A 13,640-nucleotide genomic window follows, 5' to 3' on the forward strand; every position below is an offset into this window, starting at 1 on the left:
GTGGGCTGAAGCCCACCTTACAGGCATTCACAGGCGTAGCGAGCGCAGGCAGGTCGGGGGCGACCAGCGCGCAGCAACCGGAATGTACTTCTGTACATGAGGATTGCGAGCACTGCCCAACCCCGAGATGGCAAGCGCTGTAGCCTGTCAGACCCGCTCGATGGCCAGGGCGAGGCCTTGGCCCACCCCCACACACATGGTCGCCAGGCCCAGCTTGCCGCCGGATTTCTCCAGCTGGTGCAGGGCGGTCTGGACCAGACGCGCACCGCTGGCACCCAGAGGGTGGCCGAGGGCGATGGCGCCGCCGTTGGGGTTGACCTTCTCGCTGTCGTCGGCGATGCCGAGTTCACGCATGACGGCCAGGCCCTGTGCGGCGAAGGCTTCGTTCAGTTCGATCACATCGAAGTCGCCGATGGCCAGGTTAAGGCGCTCCATCAGCTTGCGCACGGCGGGAACCGGGCCGATGCCCATGACGCGCGGCGCTACGCCAGCGCTGGCCATGCCGAGCACTTTCGCGCGCGGGGTCAGGCCGTGCTTCTTCACCGCCTCAGCGGAAGCCAGGATCAGCGCCACGGCACCGTCGTTCACGCCCGAGGCGTTGCCGGCGGTGACAGTCTTGCCTTCGCCATTGACCGGCTTCAGCTTGGCCAGGGCTTCGAGGGTGGTGTCCGGACGCAGGTGCTCGTCCTGGTCGACTACCGTTTCGCTCTTCTTGCCCTTGATTACCACCGGGACGATCTCTTCGGCGAAGAAGCCTGCAGCCTGGGCGCGACCGGCGCGCTGCTGGCTACGTACAGAGAACAGGTCCTGGTCTTCACGGGAGACCTGGTAGTCATCGGCCACGTTGTCCGCGGTTTGCGGCATGGCATCGACGCCGTACTGGGCCTTCATCAGCGGGTTGATGAAGCGCCAGCCGATGGTGGTGTCTTCGATTTTCTGGGTGCGACCGAAGGCGCTGTCGGCCTTGCCCATCACATAAGGTGCACGGGACATGGATTCCACGCCGCCAGCGATGGCCAGTTCCATCTCACCCGAGGCGATGGCGCGGAAGGCGGTGCCCACGGCGTCCATGCCCGAGGCGCACAGGCGATTCAGGGTCACACCCGGCACGCTGTCCGGCAGGCCGGCCAGCAGAAGCGCCATGCGCGCCACGTTACGGTTGTCTTCGCCGGCCTGGTTGGCGCAGCCGAGGAACACCTCATCCAGCAGATCCCATTTCACTTGGGGGTTGCGCTCCACCAGGGCCTTGATCGGGATGGCAGCCAGATCGTCGGCGCGTACCGGCGCCAGCGAGCCGCCGAAGCGGCCGATGGGCGTGCGAATGGCGTCGCAGATGTAGACCTCGCGACTCATTCCTCACCGCCTTGCTGGCCGTGGGCAGCAGCGGTGCGAGCTTCCAGGGCGCGCAGCGCGGTCAGCTCGGTTTCGTTGGGGGCCAGGGTCTCGGAAACGTCGGCGGCGAAGCGAATGGCCCAGCCGGTGTTCTCGATGACCTGCTCGCGGGTCACGCCCGGGTGCAGCGAGGTGACGATGAATTCGTTGGTACCGGCTTCCGGCTCCATGATGCAGAGGTCGGTAATCAGCGCCACCGGACCTTTGCCGGGCAGGCCCAGCTGCTTGCGGTGGTCACCGCCTTCACCGTGGCCGACGGAGGTGATGAAGGCCAGCTTATCGACGAAAGTGCGGTGGGACTGCTTGAGGATGATCAGCACTTCCTTGGCGGAACCGGCAATCTCCGGAGCACCGCCGGCGCCCGGCAGACGCACTTTCGGGCTGTTGTAGTCGCCGATCACGGTGGTGTTGATGTTACCGAAGCGGTCGACCTGGGCGGCGCCGAGGAAACCGACGTCGATGCGGCCGCCTTGCAGCCAGTAACGGAAGATTTCACCGGTGGGCACTACGGTGTCAGCGGTTTCGGCCAGCTCGCCGTCACCGATGGACAGCGGCAGCACGGTCGGCTTGGCGCCGATGGGGCCGGACTCATAGATCAGCACCACGTCCGGGGACGAGGTCAGGCGCGCCAGGTTGGCGGCCTTGGACGGCAGGCCAATGCCAACAAAGCAGACGGCGCCATTCTTCAGGCGGCGGGCAGCCGCCACGGTCATCATTTCATTGGTGGTATAGGCGCTCATCACTTGGCCTCCGCAATCTTGGCTTGGAACTCGGCGAAATCGGCAGTGCCACGGATGTACTCATCGATCCAGGCAGTGAAGGTTTCGCGGTTGCGGGCGATCGGGTCCCAGGCCTGGTAGAAGCGGTTGTCGCGCTCGTAGTAACCGTGGGCGTAGGACGGATGGGCACCACCAGGCACATGGCAAACAGCGGTCAGGGCCCAGGTGGGCAGGACGCAGGCGTTCATCGGCGCGTTCAGGTCGTCGACAATTTCTTCGACGGTGACGATGCAACGCTTGGCTGCAAGGGCCGCCTCCTTCTGCACGCCGAGGATGCCCCAGAGCAGCACGTTGCCCTTGCGGTCGGCCTTCTGCGCATGGATCACAGTCACGTCCGGACGAACCGACGGGACCGCCGCCAGTTGCTCACCGGTGAACGGGCACTGGATGAACTTGATGTTCGGGTTGACCTTCGGCAGGTCGGAACCGGCATACGCACGCAGCACGGCGAACGGCAGGCCAGAGGCACCGGCCACATAGGAGTTGGCCAGGTCGGCGTGGCTGTGTTCGTCGATCTCCAGGGCATTCGGCCACTGCTTCTCTACGGCGTCACGCAGGCGGTGTAGCGAGCCCACGCCGGGGTTGCCGCCCCAGGAGAAGGTCAGCTTGCGGGTGCAGCCGGCGCCGATCAGCAGGTCATAGACCAGGTCAGGGGTCATGCGCACCACGTGCAGGTCTTTCTTGCCCTGGCGGATGATTTCGTGGGAAGCGGCAGTAGGAATCAGGTGGGTGAAGCCCTCGAGGGCTACCTTGTCGCCGTCGTTGATGAAACGCTCGACGGCTTCGCGGAGGGAAATGATTTCAGCCATGGTCGATCTCGTGTTGTTATCCAGGGCGTTTAGGGCGCCGGGTGAGGAAAAAGTACTCCCCGTCCCCACCCTGGACAATCCGATAATCGACTATTCGTGCGGTTATCGAACGGATGTGTATGTTGCTACCGAATCCGTTCCCGGCCGCAGCGACCTCAACCGTCGAAAGCCTTTTTCAATGCCGCGATATCCAGTTTCTTCATCTGCATCATCGCTGCGAAGGCACGCTGCGAAGGCGCCGACAGCGAGTCCTCGAGCATTTCAAGCATGGCGATGGGCACCACCTGCCAGGACAGACCGAAGCGGTCCTTGAGCCAGCCGCACTGCTGGGCATTCGGGTCACCACCGGCGGAAAGCCGGTCCCAGTAGTAGTCCAGTTCTTCCTGGTCATCGCAGTGGATCTGAAAGGACACAGCCTCATTGAAGGTGAATACCGGGCCGCCATTCAGAGCAGTGAAGCGCTGGCCGTCCAGTTCGAAGTCCACGGTGAGTACAGACCCCGGCTCCCTGCCATGGACATCCCTGCCCGCCTCGCCATAACGACTGATGGTCGCGATCTTCGAATTGGGAAAGATGCCGATGTAGAAGTTGGCGGCAGCCTCAGCCTGGTCGTCGAACCACAGGCACGGGACGATGGTGTGAATCCGCTTGCTCATGATGCACCTCCTGCTGGGGTGGGATGACGATAGACGATCATCCCCTGGTCGATCGGCGAGCTGTCGGATAGACAGACCCGCCCCGCAGCCGACCGACGGGTACCAGGACGAAGCCTGCCTCAGCCGTGCATCTCCTCAACCAACACCTTCACCAACTCCGCAGCCGGCATCTCCCGCGCCAGCGGTGCGCCCTGCCCGGCCCACTGAACGGCGAAATCGTTGCAGCCCCTGGTGCTGGCCGCGGCATGCAGGGCCTTGGCGGCATCGTAGGTATTCGGATAGTCCGGCAGGGCCGGAGCATCCGGGGTATCGAGGTCCGTCCAGAGACGATTGACCATGCCACGGGCCGGGCGACCGGAAATGGCGGCGGTAATGCGCGTCTGGCGGGCGCGATCACTCTTCAGCGCAGCGCGATACGCGGCGTTGGCTGCGGACTCGGGACATGGCACGAAGGCAGTGCCCAACTGCGCCCCCTGAGCCCCCAGTGCCATGACGGCGCGGATGCCCTGCCCGTCCATGATGCCGCCGGCGGCGATTACCGGCAGCCGGGAGTGGCGAGCAATGAGCCGCACAAGCGCCAGGGTGCCTATTCCGTCATCACCTTTTTCCGGCTCGAACACACCACGATGGCCGCCCGCCTCCACACCTTGGGCGACTATGGCATCGACCCCGGCCGCCTCTACCAGGCGCGCCTCTTCCAGGCTGGTGGCGCTGGCCAGCAAGCGGATGCCTGCACCCTTCAGCGCGTCGATCCAGTCCTGCGGCGGTAGTCCGAAGTGGAAGCTGACCACGGCCGGGCGCTCGTCGAGCAATAGCTGCGCCATCTCGGGGTCGCCAAGGAAGCTCTTGTAGATCTCGCGAATACCCGCCGGCGGTTCGGCGTCGAACTCGCTGAACAAAGGCCGCAGGTGTTCCAGCCAGGCTGCCTCACGCTGGGCATCGGATACGGCCGGACGGTGGCAGAACAGGTTGACGTTGAAGGGCCTGCTGGTCAGGGCACGGGTTTCCACGAACATGGCGCGGGCCTGGGCCGGGGTGCTGGCACCGATACCGATGGAGCCCAGTGCGCCGGCATTGGAAACGGCGGCGGCCAGGGCCGGGGTGGAAACGCCCACCATGGGGGCCTGGATGATGGGATGCTCGATGCCGAGCAGATGAGCAATGGACATGGCGCAGCGACTCCTTGGCACGTGAAAGCCTGGCCAATCTATCTTAAATGGAGAATAATTTTAAGCATTCATTCTCGTATAGAGATCAATGGCCATGGATCTATCCAGCCTGGAGATATTCCGCGCGGTTGCCCTGGAATGCAGCGTCACCCGTGCCGCGCAGCGATTGCAGCGGGCGCAGTCCAACGTCACCACGCGAATCCGTCAGTTGGAGGAAGAGCTGGGCACCGCGCTGTTCCTCCGCGATGGCAAGCGCATGACCCTGACTGATCGGGGCCAGGCCTTCCTCGATTACAGCGAGCGGCTGCTGGCCCTGGCTGATGAAGCGCGCCAGGCCATGCACCCGCTGCAACCTGCCGGTCGCCTGCGCCTGGGCACCATGGAGAGCACTGCTGCCAGTCGCCTGCCCGTGCCACTCGCGGACTTCCACGGTCAATGCCCCGACGTGGAGCTGGAGGTGAGTACTGGCACCAGTCAGGCGCTGGTGGAAGGCGTTCAGGCACGCCGCCTCGATTGCGCCCTGGTGGCCTGGTCCAGGGAAGAGGAGGAGGTTGCCGCGATGGGGCTGGAAGCGCAGCCGGTTTTCCTGGAGGAGTTGCTGCTGGTCTTGCCAGCCGGCCACCCGCCGGTAGAAGGACCATCCGATGTGCGGGTGCGGGGGCTAGCGGGATTCGCCGAGGGCTGCACGTATCGGCAGATCGCCGAGAACTGGTTGTCCGGCGAAAGCCGCCCACTGCCAAAGGTGCAGCAGGTGGGCTCCTACCACGCCATCCTCGCCTGCGTGTCGGCTGGCTCCTGCGTCGGCATCCTGCCGCGCTCGGTGCTGGAGTTGCAGCGCGAACCTCCGCTACTACGACAATTTCCCCTCATGCAGGTAGAAACCCTGCTGGTCTGGCGCCAGGGCTATTCCACGGCCGCCTTCGAGGCATTTCGCCGGGTACTGTCCAGCATCGACTGAACGCGTGCTGCCGTGGCCCGAGAATCAGGACTCCACGGGGGCGCCACTGTCTCCCCAGCCCTGGTGGCGCGGCAGGCCATCGTCCGGCAGGGTCAGGAGCGGATGCTTGGAGCGCACGAACACGTAGCGGTCCGGTTTGCCGCCAGGGTCGGCGTCGCGGTCCAGCGTCGGTATGTGCACCAGTTCGAAGTCGGGAAAGCTGTCCACGTGCAGGTACATGTGGCAACCGCATTCGGAACAGAAGTAACGGTGGCAGGTGGACTTGGAGTGATAGCACTTCAGCTTGTCGGCATTGTCGGTAATCCGGAAGGCGCTGCGGTCCACAACCGCAATGATCGCCATGGCGCCACCGCAGATGTCGGTGCAGTCGGTGCACAGGCAGTAATGCACCTCCGCGGGCCTAGCGGTGTATTCGTAACGCACCGGGTTGTTGTCGCACCGGCAGCCACCGACCGCCCTGAATGACTCGGTCATGTCAGTTCTCCCATCGAGGTTGAATCCGCACGGCGCCGCACCGTGCCGGCGTGCACCGGCGAGGGTCTGGTTCGTGAACGTGGGAAGAACGCCGGAAGTGTGTCCCGGAGCGGGCCTGGGCCCGCGTGGGCACGGATCAGTTGGACCTCACCGCTGCATTGATCAGATTAGTTCAGAGCCGACCGTGCAGCGCCTTCTCGAAGATCCGACTGTACGCCTGGGCGTCGTACTGGACCGGATTGGTTCCGGCGGACGGATCGACCTCGGCCATGCGCCCGACCTGCTCCACTCGCTTATCGTCGATGCCGATTTCACTCAGGCTATGGGGGATGTCCAGTTCGCTGCGCAGATCCACCACCCAGTCGAGCACACCGGCAAAACCTGCCTTGGGCAGGCCGAGGTAACGCGCAAGCCTTGCCATGGCCCCTTCGATGTGGGTTCGGTTAGCCTGAAGCACGTAAGGCATCAGTACGGCATTGAGCAAGCCGTGATGGGCGTCGTACAGCGCGCCGAGGGGATGGGCCAGGGCATGCATGGCGCCAAGGCCGCGCTGGAATGCAGTGGCGCCCATGCTTGAAGCCACCAGCATCTGCAGCCGCGCCTCGACATCGCTCCCCCGCGAGGTCGCCCGTGGCAGATAGTCCTTGACCAGGCGCATGCCTTCCAGGGCGATACCGGCGGCCATTGGGTGATAGAGCGGTGAGCAGTAGGCTTCCAGGCTGTGGGACAGGGCATCCATGCCAGTCGCTGCAGTGATATGAGGCGGCAGTCCGACGGTGAGTTCGGGGTCGAGGATGACGATGGCCGGCAGCATCCGGGCATGGAAGATGATCCGCTTGATATGCGCCTGGTCGTCGGTGATGACCGCCGCACGGCCAACTTCGGAGCCGGTACCGGCCGTGGTCGGCACGGCAACCACCGGGGCCATGCCGGCCACGTTGACGCGCGAGGCGTTGTCGCCGATGTCCTCGTAGTCCCAGAGCGGGCGATCCTGCCCCACCATCAGGGCGATGGCCTTGCCCGCATCCAGCGCCGAGCCACCGCCGAACGCGATCACCCCGTCATGGCGCCCAGCCTTGAACGCAGCTACGCCATCCATCACGTTCGGCCCGGTAGGGTTGCCCTTGATCTGATGGAACAGCCCGGCCGTGAGGCCCGCATCGCGACATTGGCGCAAGGCCGAGTCGATCATCGGCAGCGCTGCAAGCCCCGGGTCGGTGACCAGCAGCGGCGCCTGCATACCGAGCTCCCGGCAAGCGGCGCTCAACTCCTTGATGCGACCGACACCGACTCGCACCGACGTCGGGTAGTTCCAGTTCATGCGGAAGTGGCTCGGGTCCATGGCGCGCCTCACAGGCTGTTCTTGAAATGGAAGGACTTCGGCCGGGTCAGGTGTTCGTAGCCCACCCGCGACAGGGTGCAGCCGCGCCCGGATTGCTTGACGCCGGTCCAGGCCAGGGCCGGGTCCAGGTAGTCGCAGCGGTTGAGGAAGACAGTCCCCGCCTCGACCCGGTCGGCCAGTTCCAGGGCAGCGGCTTCATCCTTGCTGAAGATTGCGGCGGTCAGGCCATAAGGGCTGTCGTTCATCAGCGCCAGTGCCTCGTCGTCGTCGCGCACTTTCTGGATGCCCACCACCGGACCGAAGGATTCCTCGTTCATCACCCGCATGCCATGGTGGACGTCAGTGAGCACCTGCGGTGCCAGGTAGGCGCTGCCGGGCTGGTCCAGGGCAAACGCGGCCGGATCGAGATGGGCTCTCGCACCCTGCCCCACTGCCTCGCGTATCTGGGCCCGGACGAACTCCGCCGCTTCGCTGCGCACCAGCGGCCCCAGGGTGGTTTCCGGGTCGTCGGAGCGGCCCAGCCGATATTGCCCCACCAGCTCAACGGCCTGCTCGACGAAGGCATCGTAGAGATCGGTATGCACGTAGATGCGCTCGATGCCACAGCAAGACTGCCCGGAATTGAAGAAAGCGCCGTCGATGGCGGTCTCCACGGCGTGGCCGAGATCTGCGTCCGCGCGCACGTAGGCTGGGTCCTTGCCACCCAATTCCAGACCGCAACTGATGAAGCGCCCGGCCGCCGCCCGTTCGACCATGGCACCGCCCTCCACCGAGCCGGTGAAGGCCACGTGGCGAACCGGCTCGGCCTGGATCAGTTGCTCCGTGTCACTGTGAGTCAGGTGAAGGTATTGCAGCACGCCCTCCGGCAGGCCAGCTTCGGCGAATGCCTCGGTCATGCGTTCGGCACAGAGCGGTGTTTGCGCGGAGTGCTTGAGCAGCACGCAATTGCCCGCCAGCAAGGCCGGGACCACTGCGTTCACGGCCGTCAGGTAGGGGTAATTCCAGGGCGCGATGACCAGCGCCAGCCCCAGCGGCTCGCGGCGGATCAACCGGGTGAAGCCAGGTTTGTCCGGCAGGCGGATATCGGCCAAAGCCTCTTCTGCGATATCAGCCATGTAGGAGGCGCGCTCAACGAAGCCACGGATTTCCCCCGGCGCGTAGCGGATTGGCCGCCCCATCATCCAGCAAAGCTCTTCGGCCAGCTGTGCCTCACGGGCAGCGAACGCAGCAATGGCACGGCGAGTGATCGCAACCCGTTCGGCCGCTGGCGTGCCCTTCCAGGTATCACGCGCGAACTCGGCCAGCTCCAGCGCCGCCGCGATCTCTGTCGATGAGGCCCAGGGGCGCTCGACGTAGATCGAACCATCAATGGGTGAGCGGGTCTGCAGCATCTTGCTCATGGGACAGCTCCCTTGGTTGCCTACCTTTCAAGCCTAGCCAACGCACTACTGGCCAAGGGTTTCCTTGAACAACGCCTGCATGTCGGCCCAGGAGTTCTCGTCAGCCACCTCGTTGTAGCCGAGATCCGGACCTTTCTCGCTGCCATGCCCGGCATGGCTCAGGCGGTCGGCATCGGGATTGGTGAAGCTGTGCTTGGCCTTCGGCTGGATCACCACACGGTAGTCCGCCTTGGCGTTATCGAACTCTTCCTTGAACGTCGTGACCGAGGCCATGGGCACCAGGGTGTCATTCTCGCCATGCTCCACCAGCACCTTGGCCTTGACCGCGCCCGGTTTGGCGGCTGACGTGGCGGCCAGTACACCGTGAAAACTGACTACAGCGGCCAGCGGCACGCCTTCGCGTGCCATATCCAGCACCACCTTGCCGCCAAAGCAGTAGCCGATGGCGGCCAGCTTGTCGGGATCGGTCTGCGGCTGGGCCTTGAGCAGGTCGAGGCCTGTCAGGAAGCGTGCCTTGGCCGCCGGCGCACTGGCCAGGGCGGCCTGCATGAAGGCCTGGGCATCGGCCGGATGCTCTGTGTTCTTGCCATCGCCATACATATCAATGGCCAGGGCGCTGTAGCCGAGCGCAGCGAGATCACGGGCGCGGCGCTTGGCATAGTCGTTCAGCCCCCACCATTCGTGGACCACGATCACCCCGGGCCGTTTACCGACGACGGCATCGTCATAGGCGTAGTAGCCAACCAGGGACGTGCCATCCGGGCCCTTGTAGGGAATTTCACTGGTTTTGATTTCGGCCTGGACGAGGCTGGCGCCGAGGAGCAGCGCAAACAGGAGCGCAAATCTGGACATGCAGTTTTCCTCCAACCTGAAGTGGTGAGAAACAACTGAATCCAGTGTCGCGGGTTTGTCGGTTTTCGCCAGCGTTCCCTGAAAGGATCCGTGTTGAATGCGAATTGTGGGGGGTATCTCGAGTCGTGCCACGGGCTTGCAGGAGCGAGGGCGACGCCAAGTTCTTGCTCGCGAAAACTCCGGCACGATCTTCGCGAGCAAGCTCGCTCCTACACGTCAGTCTCGGTCGAGCAGATGGAAACGCGGCAACCGAAGCTTCCAGTGGATGGCCGCCAGACGAATCAGCAGAACCACCAGCATGGCCGCCGCGGTCACCAGCCACCCCGGCAGCGCCACCTCGCGCAGGCCAAGGAAGACGAGGGAGCCGGCGATGCAGGCGATTGCATAGATCTCCTTCTGGAAGATCAGCGGCACCTCGTTGCAGATGATGTCCCGCAGTACGCCACCGCCCACACCGGTAATCACCCCCATGATCACCGCCGTGCCTGGCTGCAGGTTGTGCTGCAGGGCGACCTCGGTGCCATACACGGTGAAAACCGCGAGGCCGAAGGCGTCTGCAATCAGTAATCCGGCTTCGTTGATCGGTTGCGTCAGGCGCACCCAGATAACCGTACCCAGCGCGGCCAGGGACGCCACCAGGATGTAGGTATCGTCACGAATCCAGCTCACCGGGTGGTTGCCGAGGATAACGTCCCGCAAGGTGCCGCCACCCAGAGCAGTGATGATGGCGATAACCAGCACACCGAAAAGGTCCATGGACTTGCGCCCCGCCATCAGGGCACCGGTAATGGCGAAGACCGCTACGCCGAACAGGTCGGACAAATAGAAGAGTTGCTCCATTCGGCGTCAGGCGCCGACCGGTGAACGCATGGTGACGAACTCTTCGGCGGCAGTCGGGTGCACACCGATGGTTTCGTCGAAGATGCGCTTGGTAGCGCCTGCCTTCAGCGCAACGGCCAGGCCTTGGACGATCTCGCCCGCCTCCGGACCGACCATGTGGCAACCGAGAACACGATCGGTATCGGCATCCACCACCAACTTCATCAGCGTGCGCTCCTGGTTCTCCGTCAGGGTCAGCTTCATGGGCCGGAAGCGGCTCTCGAAGACCTTGACCTTGTGGCCCTTGGTGCGTGCCTGATGCTCGGTCAGGCCGACAGTGCCGATATTGGGCAGGCTGAACACGGCGGTGGGAATGTGTTCGTAGTCCACCGGGCGGTATTCCTCGGGCCTGAACAGGCGACGGGCCACGGCCATGCCTTCGGCCAGCGCGACCGGAGTGAGCTGCACGCGGCCGATCACATCACCCAGGGCCAGAATGGAGGGCTCGGCGGTCTGGAACTCGTCATCCACCTTGATGAAGCCACGCGAGTCGAGTTCGACGCAGGTGTTCTCCAGGCCCAGGTTGTCGAGCATCGGGCGCCGGCCGGTGGCATAGAAGACACAATCGGTCTCCAGGTGGCGGCCGTCCTTCAGCGTCGCAAGCAGGCTGCCGTCAGGCTGCCGCTCGATGCGGGCGATGTCAGAATTGAATTGCAGGTTCATCCCCTTCCTGCCCAGCTCATCGCGCAGGTGGTTGCGCACGCTATCGTCGAAGCCACGCAGGAAGAGTTCGCCGCGATAGAGCAAGGATGTCTGCGCACCCATGCCGTGGAAAATCGATGCGAACTCGACGGCGATATAGCCACCGCCTACCACCAGTACGCTCTTGGGCAGTCGTTCGAGGAAGAAGGCTTCGTTGGAGCTGATGGCCAGTTCGCGGCCGGGAATGTCCGGGATCTGCGGCCAGCCGCCGGTTGCGACCAGAATGTTCTTTGCTGTGCATCGCTGGCCAGCCACCTCTACGGTGTGTGGGTCCACCAGCTTGGCGTGACCTTCCAGCAAGGTGACACCACTGTTGACCAGCAGGTTTCGATAGATGCCATTGAGGCGGTGGATCTCGCGATTCTTGTTGGTGATCAGGGTCTGCCAGTCGAAGTCGGCCTCATCGAGGTTCCAGCCGAATCCCTTGGCCTGCTCGAAGTCCTCGGCGAAATGTGCACCGTAGACCAGCAGCTTCTTCGGCACGCAGCCGACGTTGACGCAAGTGCCGCCGAGATAACGGCTCTCGGCTATGGCAACGCGGGCCCCGAAGCCTGCGGCGAAACGGGCGGCACGCACACCGCCGGAACCGGCACCTATGACGAAGAGGTCGAAGTCGTAAGCCATGGCAAATCTCCAGAAACAAGCCGCCAGCATACCGGAAGATCTGTCTCTGACCAGTTACCGGGCCTATTCTTGAAGCATCAAAAAGGAGGTTCCCATGCGCCCCACTCTCACCCATGTGGCCCTGCATGTACCGGAGCTGGAAGCCTGCATTCGCTTCTATGCGGACTTCTGCGGAATGCGCGTGATCCACGAGCGCGCAGGCAAGGGTTCGAAGATCGTCTGGATGGCCGAACCCGGCAAGGAACACCAGTTCATCTTCGTGATAATGCCCGGCGGCCAGGACCGCCATCTCGCCGCTGACGACTACAGCCACTTCGGTTTCGCGGTAGACAGCCGGGAACGGGTCGACGCCATCGCCGTCCAGGCCGAAGCCGCCGGCTGCTTGATCTGGCCCCCTCGCGACGAGCCCTATCCCGTTGGCTACTACTGCGGCCTGCGCGACCCGGCGGGCAACTATGTGGAGTTCAGCTACGGCCAGCCATTGGGACCGGGATCGGAGGCCTTGCCGATTCCCTAGAGTGCGCTGTGGGCACCGTTCACGCCCCTTGTGAGGGCGTTTTCAATCGCCATGCGGACTGCAGGTTCACCCTTCAACTGCCGAGGGGCAGCTGCGCTGCCCTAGGCGAGTGAATTCGCCCCCACAGGAAAACCGATCCCGGTATTGACGTCCTGCGCCCGAAATGAAAAAGGCCGCCCGAAGGCGGCCTTTTCGTTGGCATGGCCCGATCAGTAGGCCTTGCCAGTCTTGTACAGATTCTCGAAGCAGTAGTTGGTGGCTTCGATGTAGCCTTCCGCACCACCGCAGTCGAAACGCTTGCCCTTGAACTTGTAGGCCAGCACGCAACCGTCCTGGGCCTGTTTCATCAGGGCGTCGGTGATCTGGATTTCACCACCCTTGCCCGGCTCGGTCTGCTCGATGAGATCGAAGATGTCCGGGGTCAGGATGTAGCGGCCAATGATTGCCAGGTTGGACGGGGCGTCTTCCGGCTTGGGCTTCTCCACCATGCTGTTCACACGGAAGATATCGTCACGGATCATCTCGCCGGCGATCACGCCGTACTTGGAGGTTTCCTCGCGCGGCACTTCCTGGATGGCGACGATGGAGCAGCGGAACTGGTTGTACAGCTTGACCATCTGCGTCAGTACGCCGTCACCTTCCAGGTTAAGGCAGAGGTCGTCGGCCAGGACCACGGCGAAGGGTTCGTCACCGATAAGCGGACGACCGCTGAGAATGGCGTGACCCAAGCCTTTCATTTCAACCTGGCGGGTGTAGGAGAAGCTGCATTCGTCGATCAGGCGACGGATGCCGACCAGGTACTTCTCCTTGTCGGTGCCCTTGATCTGGTGTTCCAGCTCATAGCTGATGTCGAAATGGTCTTCGAGGGCGCGCTTGCCACGACCAGTCACGATGGAGATTTCGCTCAGGCCAGCGTCCAGGGCCTCTTCAACGCCGTACTGGATCAGCGGTTTGTTCACCACTGGCAGCATTTCCTTGGGCATCGCCTTGGTGGCCGGCAGGAATCGGGTACCGTAACCGGCGGCGGGGAACAGGCATTTCTTGATCATTTCGATCCTTTGGGGTGGGTGTTATGGCGAATTGCCGC

14 protein-coding genes are annotated in these 13,640 nt (G+C 63.7%); 2 read left to right on the forward strand and 12 right to left on the reverse strand.

The annotated features are described in order from the left end of the window. Positions 1-147 precede the first annotated feature (147 nt). The 5 genes from pcaF to E8E75_RS05035 all read right to left on the reverse strand — a co-directional run bounded on the left by pcaF (position 148) and on the right by E8E75_RS05035 (position 4,805). On the reverse strand, positions 148-1,353 hold the full coding sequence (gene pcaF / locus E8E75_RS05015; RefSeq protein WP_120651247.1) for a 3-oxoadipyl-CoA thiolase: 1,206 nt from the start codon (positions 1,351-1,353) through the stop codon (positions 148-150). Further along, positions 1,350-2,132 carry a CoA-transferase subunit beta gene (locus E8E75_RS05020; protein ID WP_120651248.1) on the reverse strand — a complete coding sequence of 261 codons (783 nt, stop codon included), beginning with the start codon at positions 2,130-2,132 and terminating at the stop codon, positions 1,350-1,352. Before E8E75_RS05020 ends, pcaF begins: the two co-directional genes overlap by 4 nt. Next, positions 2,132-2,980 carry a CoA transferase subunit A gene (locus tag E8E75_RS05025; protein ID WP_120651249.1) on the reverse strand — a complete coding sequence of 283 codons (849 nt, stop codon included), beginning with the start codon at positions 2,978-2,980 and terminating at the stop codon, positions 2,132-2,134. The genes E8E75_RS05020 and E8E75_RS05025 overlap by 1 nt, the downstream gene beginning before the upstream one ends. A 155-nt stretch (positions 2,981-3,135) precedes the next feature. Continuing rightward, positions 3,136-3,636 carry a VOC family protein gene (locus E8E75_RS05030; protein ID WP_120651250.1) on the reverse strand — a complete coding sequence of 167 codons (501 nt, stop codon included), beginning with the start codon at positions 3,634-3,636 and terminating at the stop codon, positions 3,136-3,138. 119 nt (positions 3,637-3,755) lie between these two features. Next, complete coding sequence (locus E8E75_RS05035; protein ID WP_120651251.1) at positions 3,756-4,805, reverse strand: nitronate monooxygenase; 1,050 nt, start codon at positions 4,803-4,805, stop codon at positions 3,756-3,758. Between the two features lie 94 nt (positions 4,806-4,899). On the opposite strand from E8E75_RS05035, the gene E8E75_RS05040 reads away from it, so the two are divergent. Then, entirely contained in the window at positions 4,900-5,763 is an 864-nt protein-coding gene (locus E8E75_RS05040) for a LysR substrate-binding domain-containing protein (RefSeq protein WP_153922480.1), read from the forward strand. A gap of 24 nt (positions 5,764-5,787) precedes the next feature. Here E8E75_RS05040 and E8E75_RS05045 read toward each other — a convergent pair whose 3' ends face one another. The 6 genes from E8E75_RS05045 to gorA form a co-directional block, all read right to left on the reverse strand. After that, positions 5,788-6,237, reverse strand: coding sequence for a GFA family protein (locus tag E8E75_RS05045; protein ID WP_120651252.1), 450 nt, complete (start codon positions 6,235-6,237; stop codon positions 5,788-5,790). A 172-nt stretch (positions 6,238-6,409) separates the two neighbouring features. Then, positions 6,410-7,579, reverse strand: a complete 1,170-nt coding sequence (locus E8E75_RS05050; protein ID WP_120651253.1) for an iron-containing alcohol dehydrogenase — start codon at positions 7,577-7,579, stop codon at positions 6,410-6,412. An 8-nt stretch (positions 7,580-7,587) separates the two neighbouring features. After that, positions 7,588-8,979, reverse strand: coding sequence for an aldehyde dehydrogenase family protein (locus E8E75_RS05055; RefSeq protein ID WP_153922482.1), 1,392 nt, complete (start codon positions 8,977-8,979; stop codon positions 7,588-7,590). Between the two features lie 45 nt (positions 8,980-9,024). Then, positions 9,025-9,831, reverse strand: coding sequence for a dienelactone hydrolase family protein (locus E8E75_RS05060; RefSeq protein ID WP_153922484.1), 807 nt, complete (start codon positions 9,829-9,831; stop codon positions 9,025-9,027). Positions 9,832-10,047: 216 nt separating this feature from the next. Next, entirely contained in the window at positions 10,048-10,671 is a 624-nt protein-coding gene (locus E8E75_RS05065; RefSeq protein WP_120651256.1) for a trimeric intracellular cation channel family protein, read from the reverse strand. A gap of 6 nt (positions 10,672-10,677) precedes the next feature. Then, complete coding sequence (gene gorA / locus E8E75_RS05070; protein WP_153922486.1) at positions 10,678-12,036, reverse strand: glutathione-disulfide reductase; 1,359 nt, start codon at positions 12,034-12,036, stop codon at positions 10,678-10,680. A gap of 94 nt (positions 12,037-12,130) precedes the next feature. Here gorA and E8E75_RS05075 point away from each other — a divergent pair, with 94 nt between their 5' ends. Beyond that, positions 12,131-12,553: a VOC family protein gene (locus E8E75_RS05075; protein WP_120651258.1), complete on the forward strand. Its 423-nt coding sequence runs from the start codon at positions 12,131-12,133 to the stop codon at positions 12,551-12,553. 209 nt (positions 12,554-12,762) lie between these two features. On the opposite strand, the gene galU is transcribed toward E8E75_RS05075, so the two are convergent. Next, positions 12,763-13,602 (reverse strand): UTP--glucose-1-phosphate uridylyltransferase GalU, encoded by an 840-nt coding sequence (gene galU, locus E8E75_RS05080; RefSeq protein ID WP_028628025.1) that lies wholly within the window; start codon positions 13,600-13,602, stop codon positions 12,763-12,765. Between the last annotated feature and the right edge of the window lie 38 nt (positions 13,603-13,640).

Source organism: Pseudomonas sp. BN606, from assembly GCF_029873115.1.
GTDB lineage: Bacteria > Pseudomonadota > Gammaproteobacteria > Pseudomonadales > Pseudomonadaceae > Metapseudomonas.

What these genes read in the sequence shown, in the direction of transcription:
- pcaF (WP_120651247.1), bottom strand. Translation starts at nt 1,353, where the DNA reads ATGAGTCGCGAGGTCTACATCTGCGACGCCATTCGCACGCCCATCGGC.
- E8E75_RS05020 (WP_120651248.1), bottom strand. Translation starts at nt 2,132, where the DNA reads ATGAGCGCCTATACCACCAATGAAATGATGACCGTGGCGGCTGCCCGC.
- E8E75_RS05025 (WP_120651249.1), bottom strand. Translation starts at nt 2,980, where the DNA reads ATGGCTGAAATCATTTCCCTCCGCGAAGCCGTCGAGCGTTTCATCAAC.
- E8E75_RS05030 (WP_120651250.1), bottom strand. Translation starts at nt 3,636, where the DNA reads ATGAGCAAGCGGATTCACACCATCGTCCCGTGCCTGTGGTTCGACGAC.
- E8E75_RS05035 (WP_120651251.1), bottom strand. Translation starts at nt 4,805, where the DNA reads ATGTCCATTGCTCATCTGCTCGGCATCGAGCATCCCATCATCCAGGCC.
- E8E75_RS05040 (WP_153922480.1), top strand. Translation starts at nt 4,900, where the DNA reads ATGGATCTATCCAGCCTGGAGATATTCCGCGCGGTTGCCCTGGAATGC.
- E8E75_RS05045 (WP_120651252.1), bottom strand. Translation starts at nt 6,237, where the DNA reads ATGACCGAGTCATTCAGGGCGGTCGGTGGCTGCCGGTGCGACAACAAC.
- E8E75_RS05050 (WP_120651253.1), bottom strand. Translation starts at nt 7,579, where the DNA reads ATGGACCCGAGCCACTTCCGCATGAACTGGAACTACCCGACGTCGGTG.
- E8E75_RS05055 (WP_153922482.1), bottom strand. Translation starts at nt 8,979, where the DNA reads ATGAGCAAGATGCTGCAGACCCGCTCACCCATTGATGGTTCGATCTAC.
- E8E75_RS05060 (WP_153922484.1), bottom strand. Translation starts at nt 9,831, where the DNA reads ATGTCCAGATTTGCGCTCCTGTTTGCGCTGCTCCTCGGCGCCAGCCTC.
- E8E75_RS05065 (WP_120651256.1), bottom strand. Translation starts at nt 10,671, where the DNA reads ATGGAGCAACTCTTCTATTTGTCCGACCTGTTCGGCGTAGCGGTCTTC.
- gorA (WP_153922486.1), bottom strand. Translation starts at nt 12,036, where the DNA reads ATGGCTTACGACTTCGACCTCTTCGTCATAGGTGCCGGTTCCGGCGGT.
- E8E75_RS05075 (WP_120651258.1), top strand. Translation starts at nt 12,131, where the DNA reads ATGCGCCCCACTCTCACCCATGTGGCCCTGCATGTACCGGAGCTGGAA.
- galU (WP_028628025.1), bottom strand. Translation starts at nt 13,602, where the DNA reads ATGATCAAGAAATGCCTGTTCCCCGCCGCCGGTTACGGTACCCGATTC.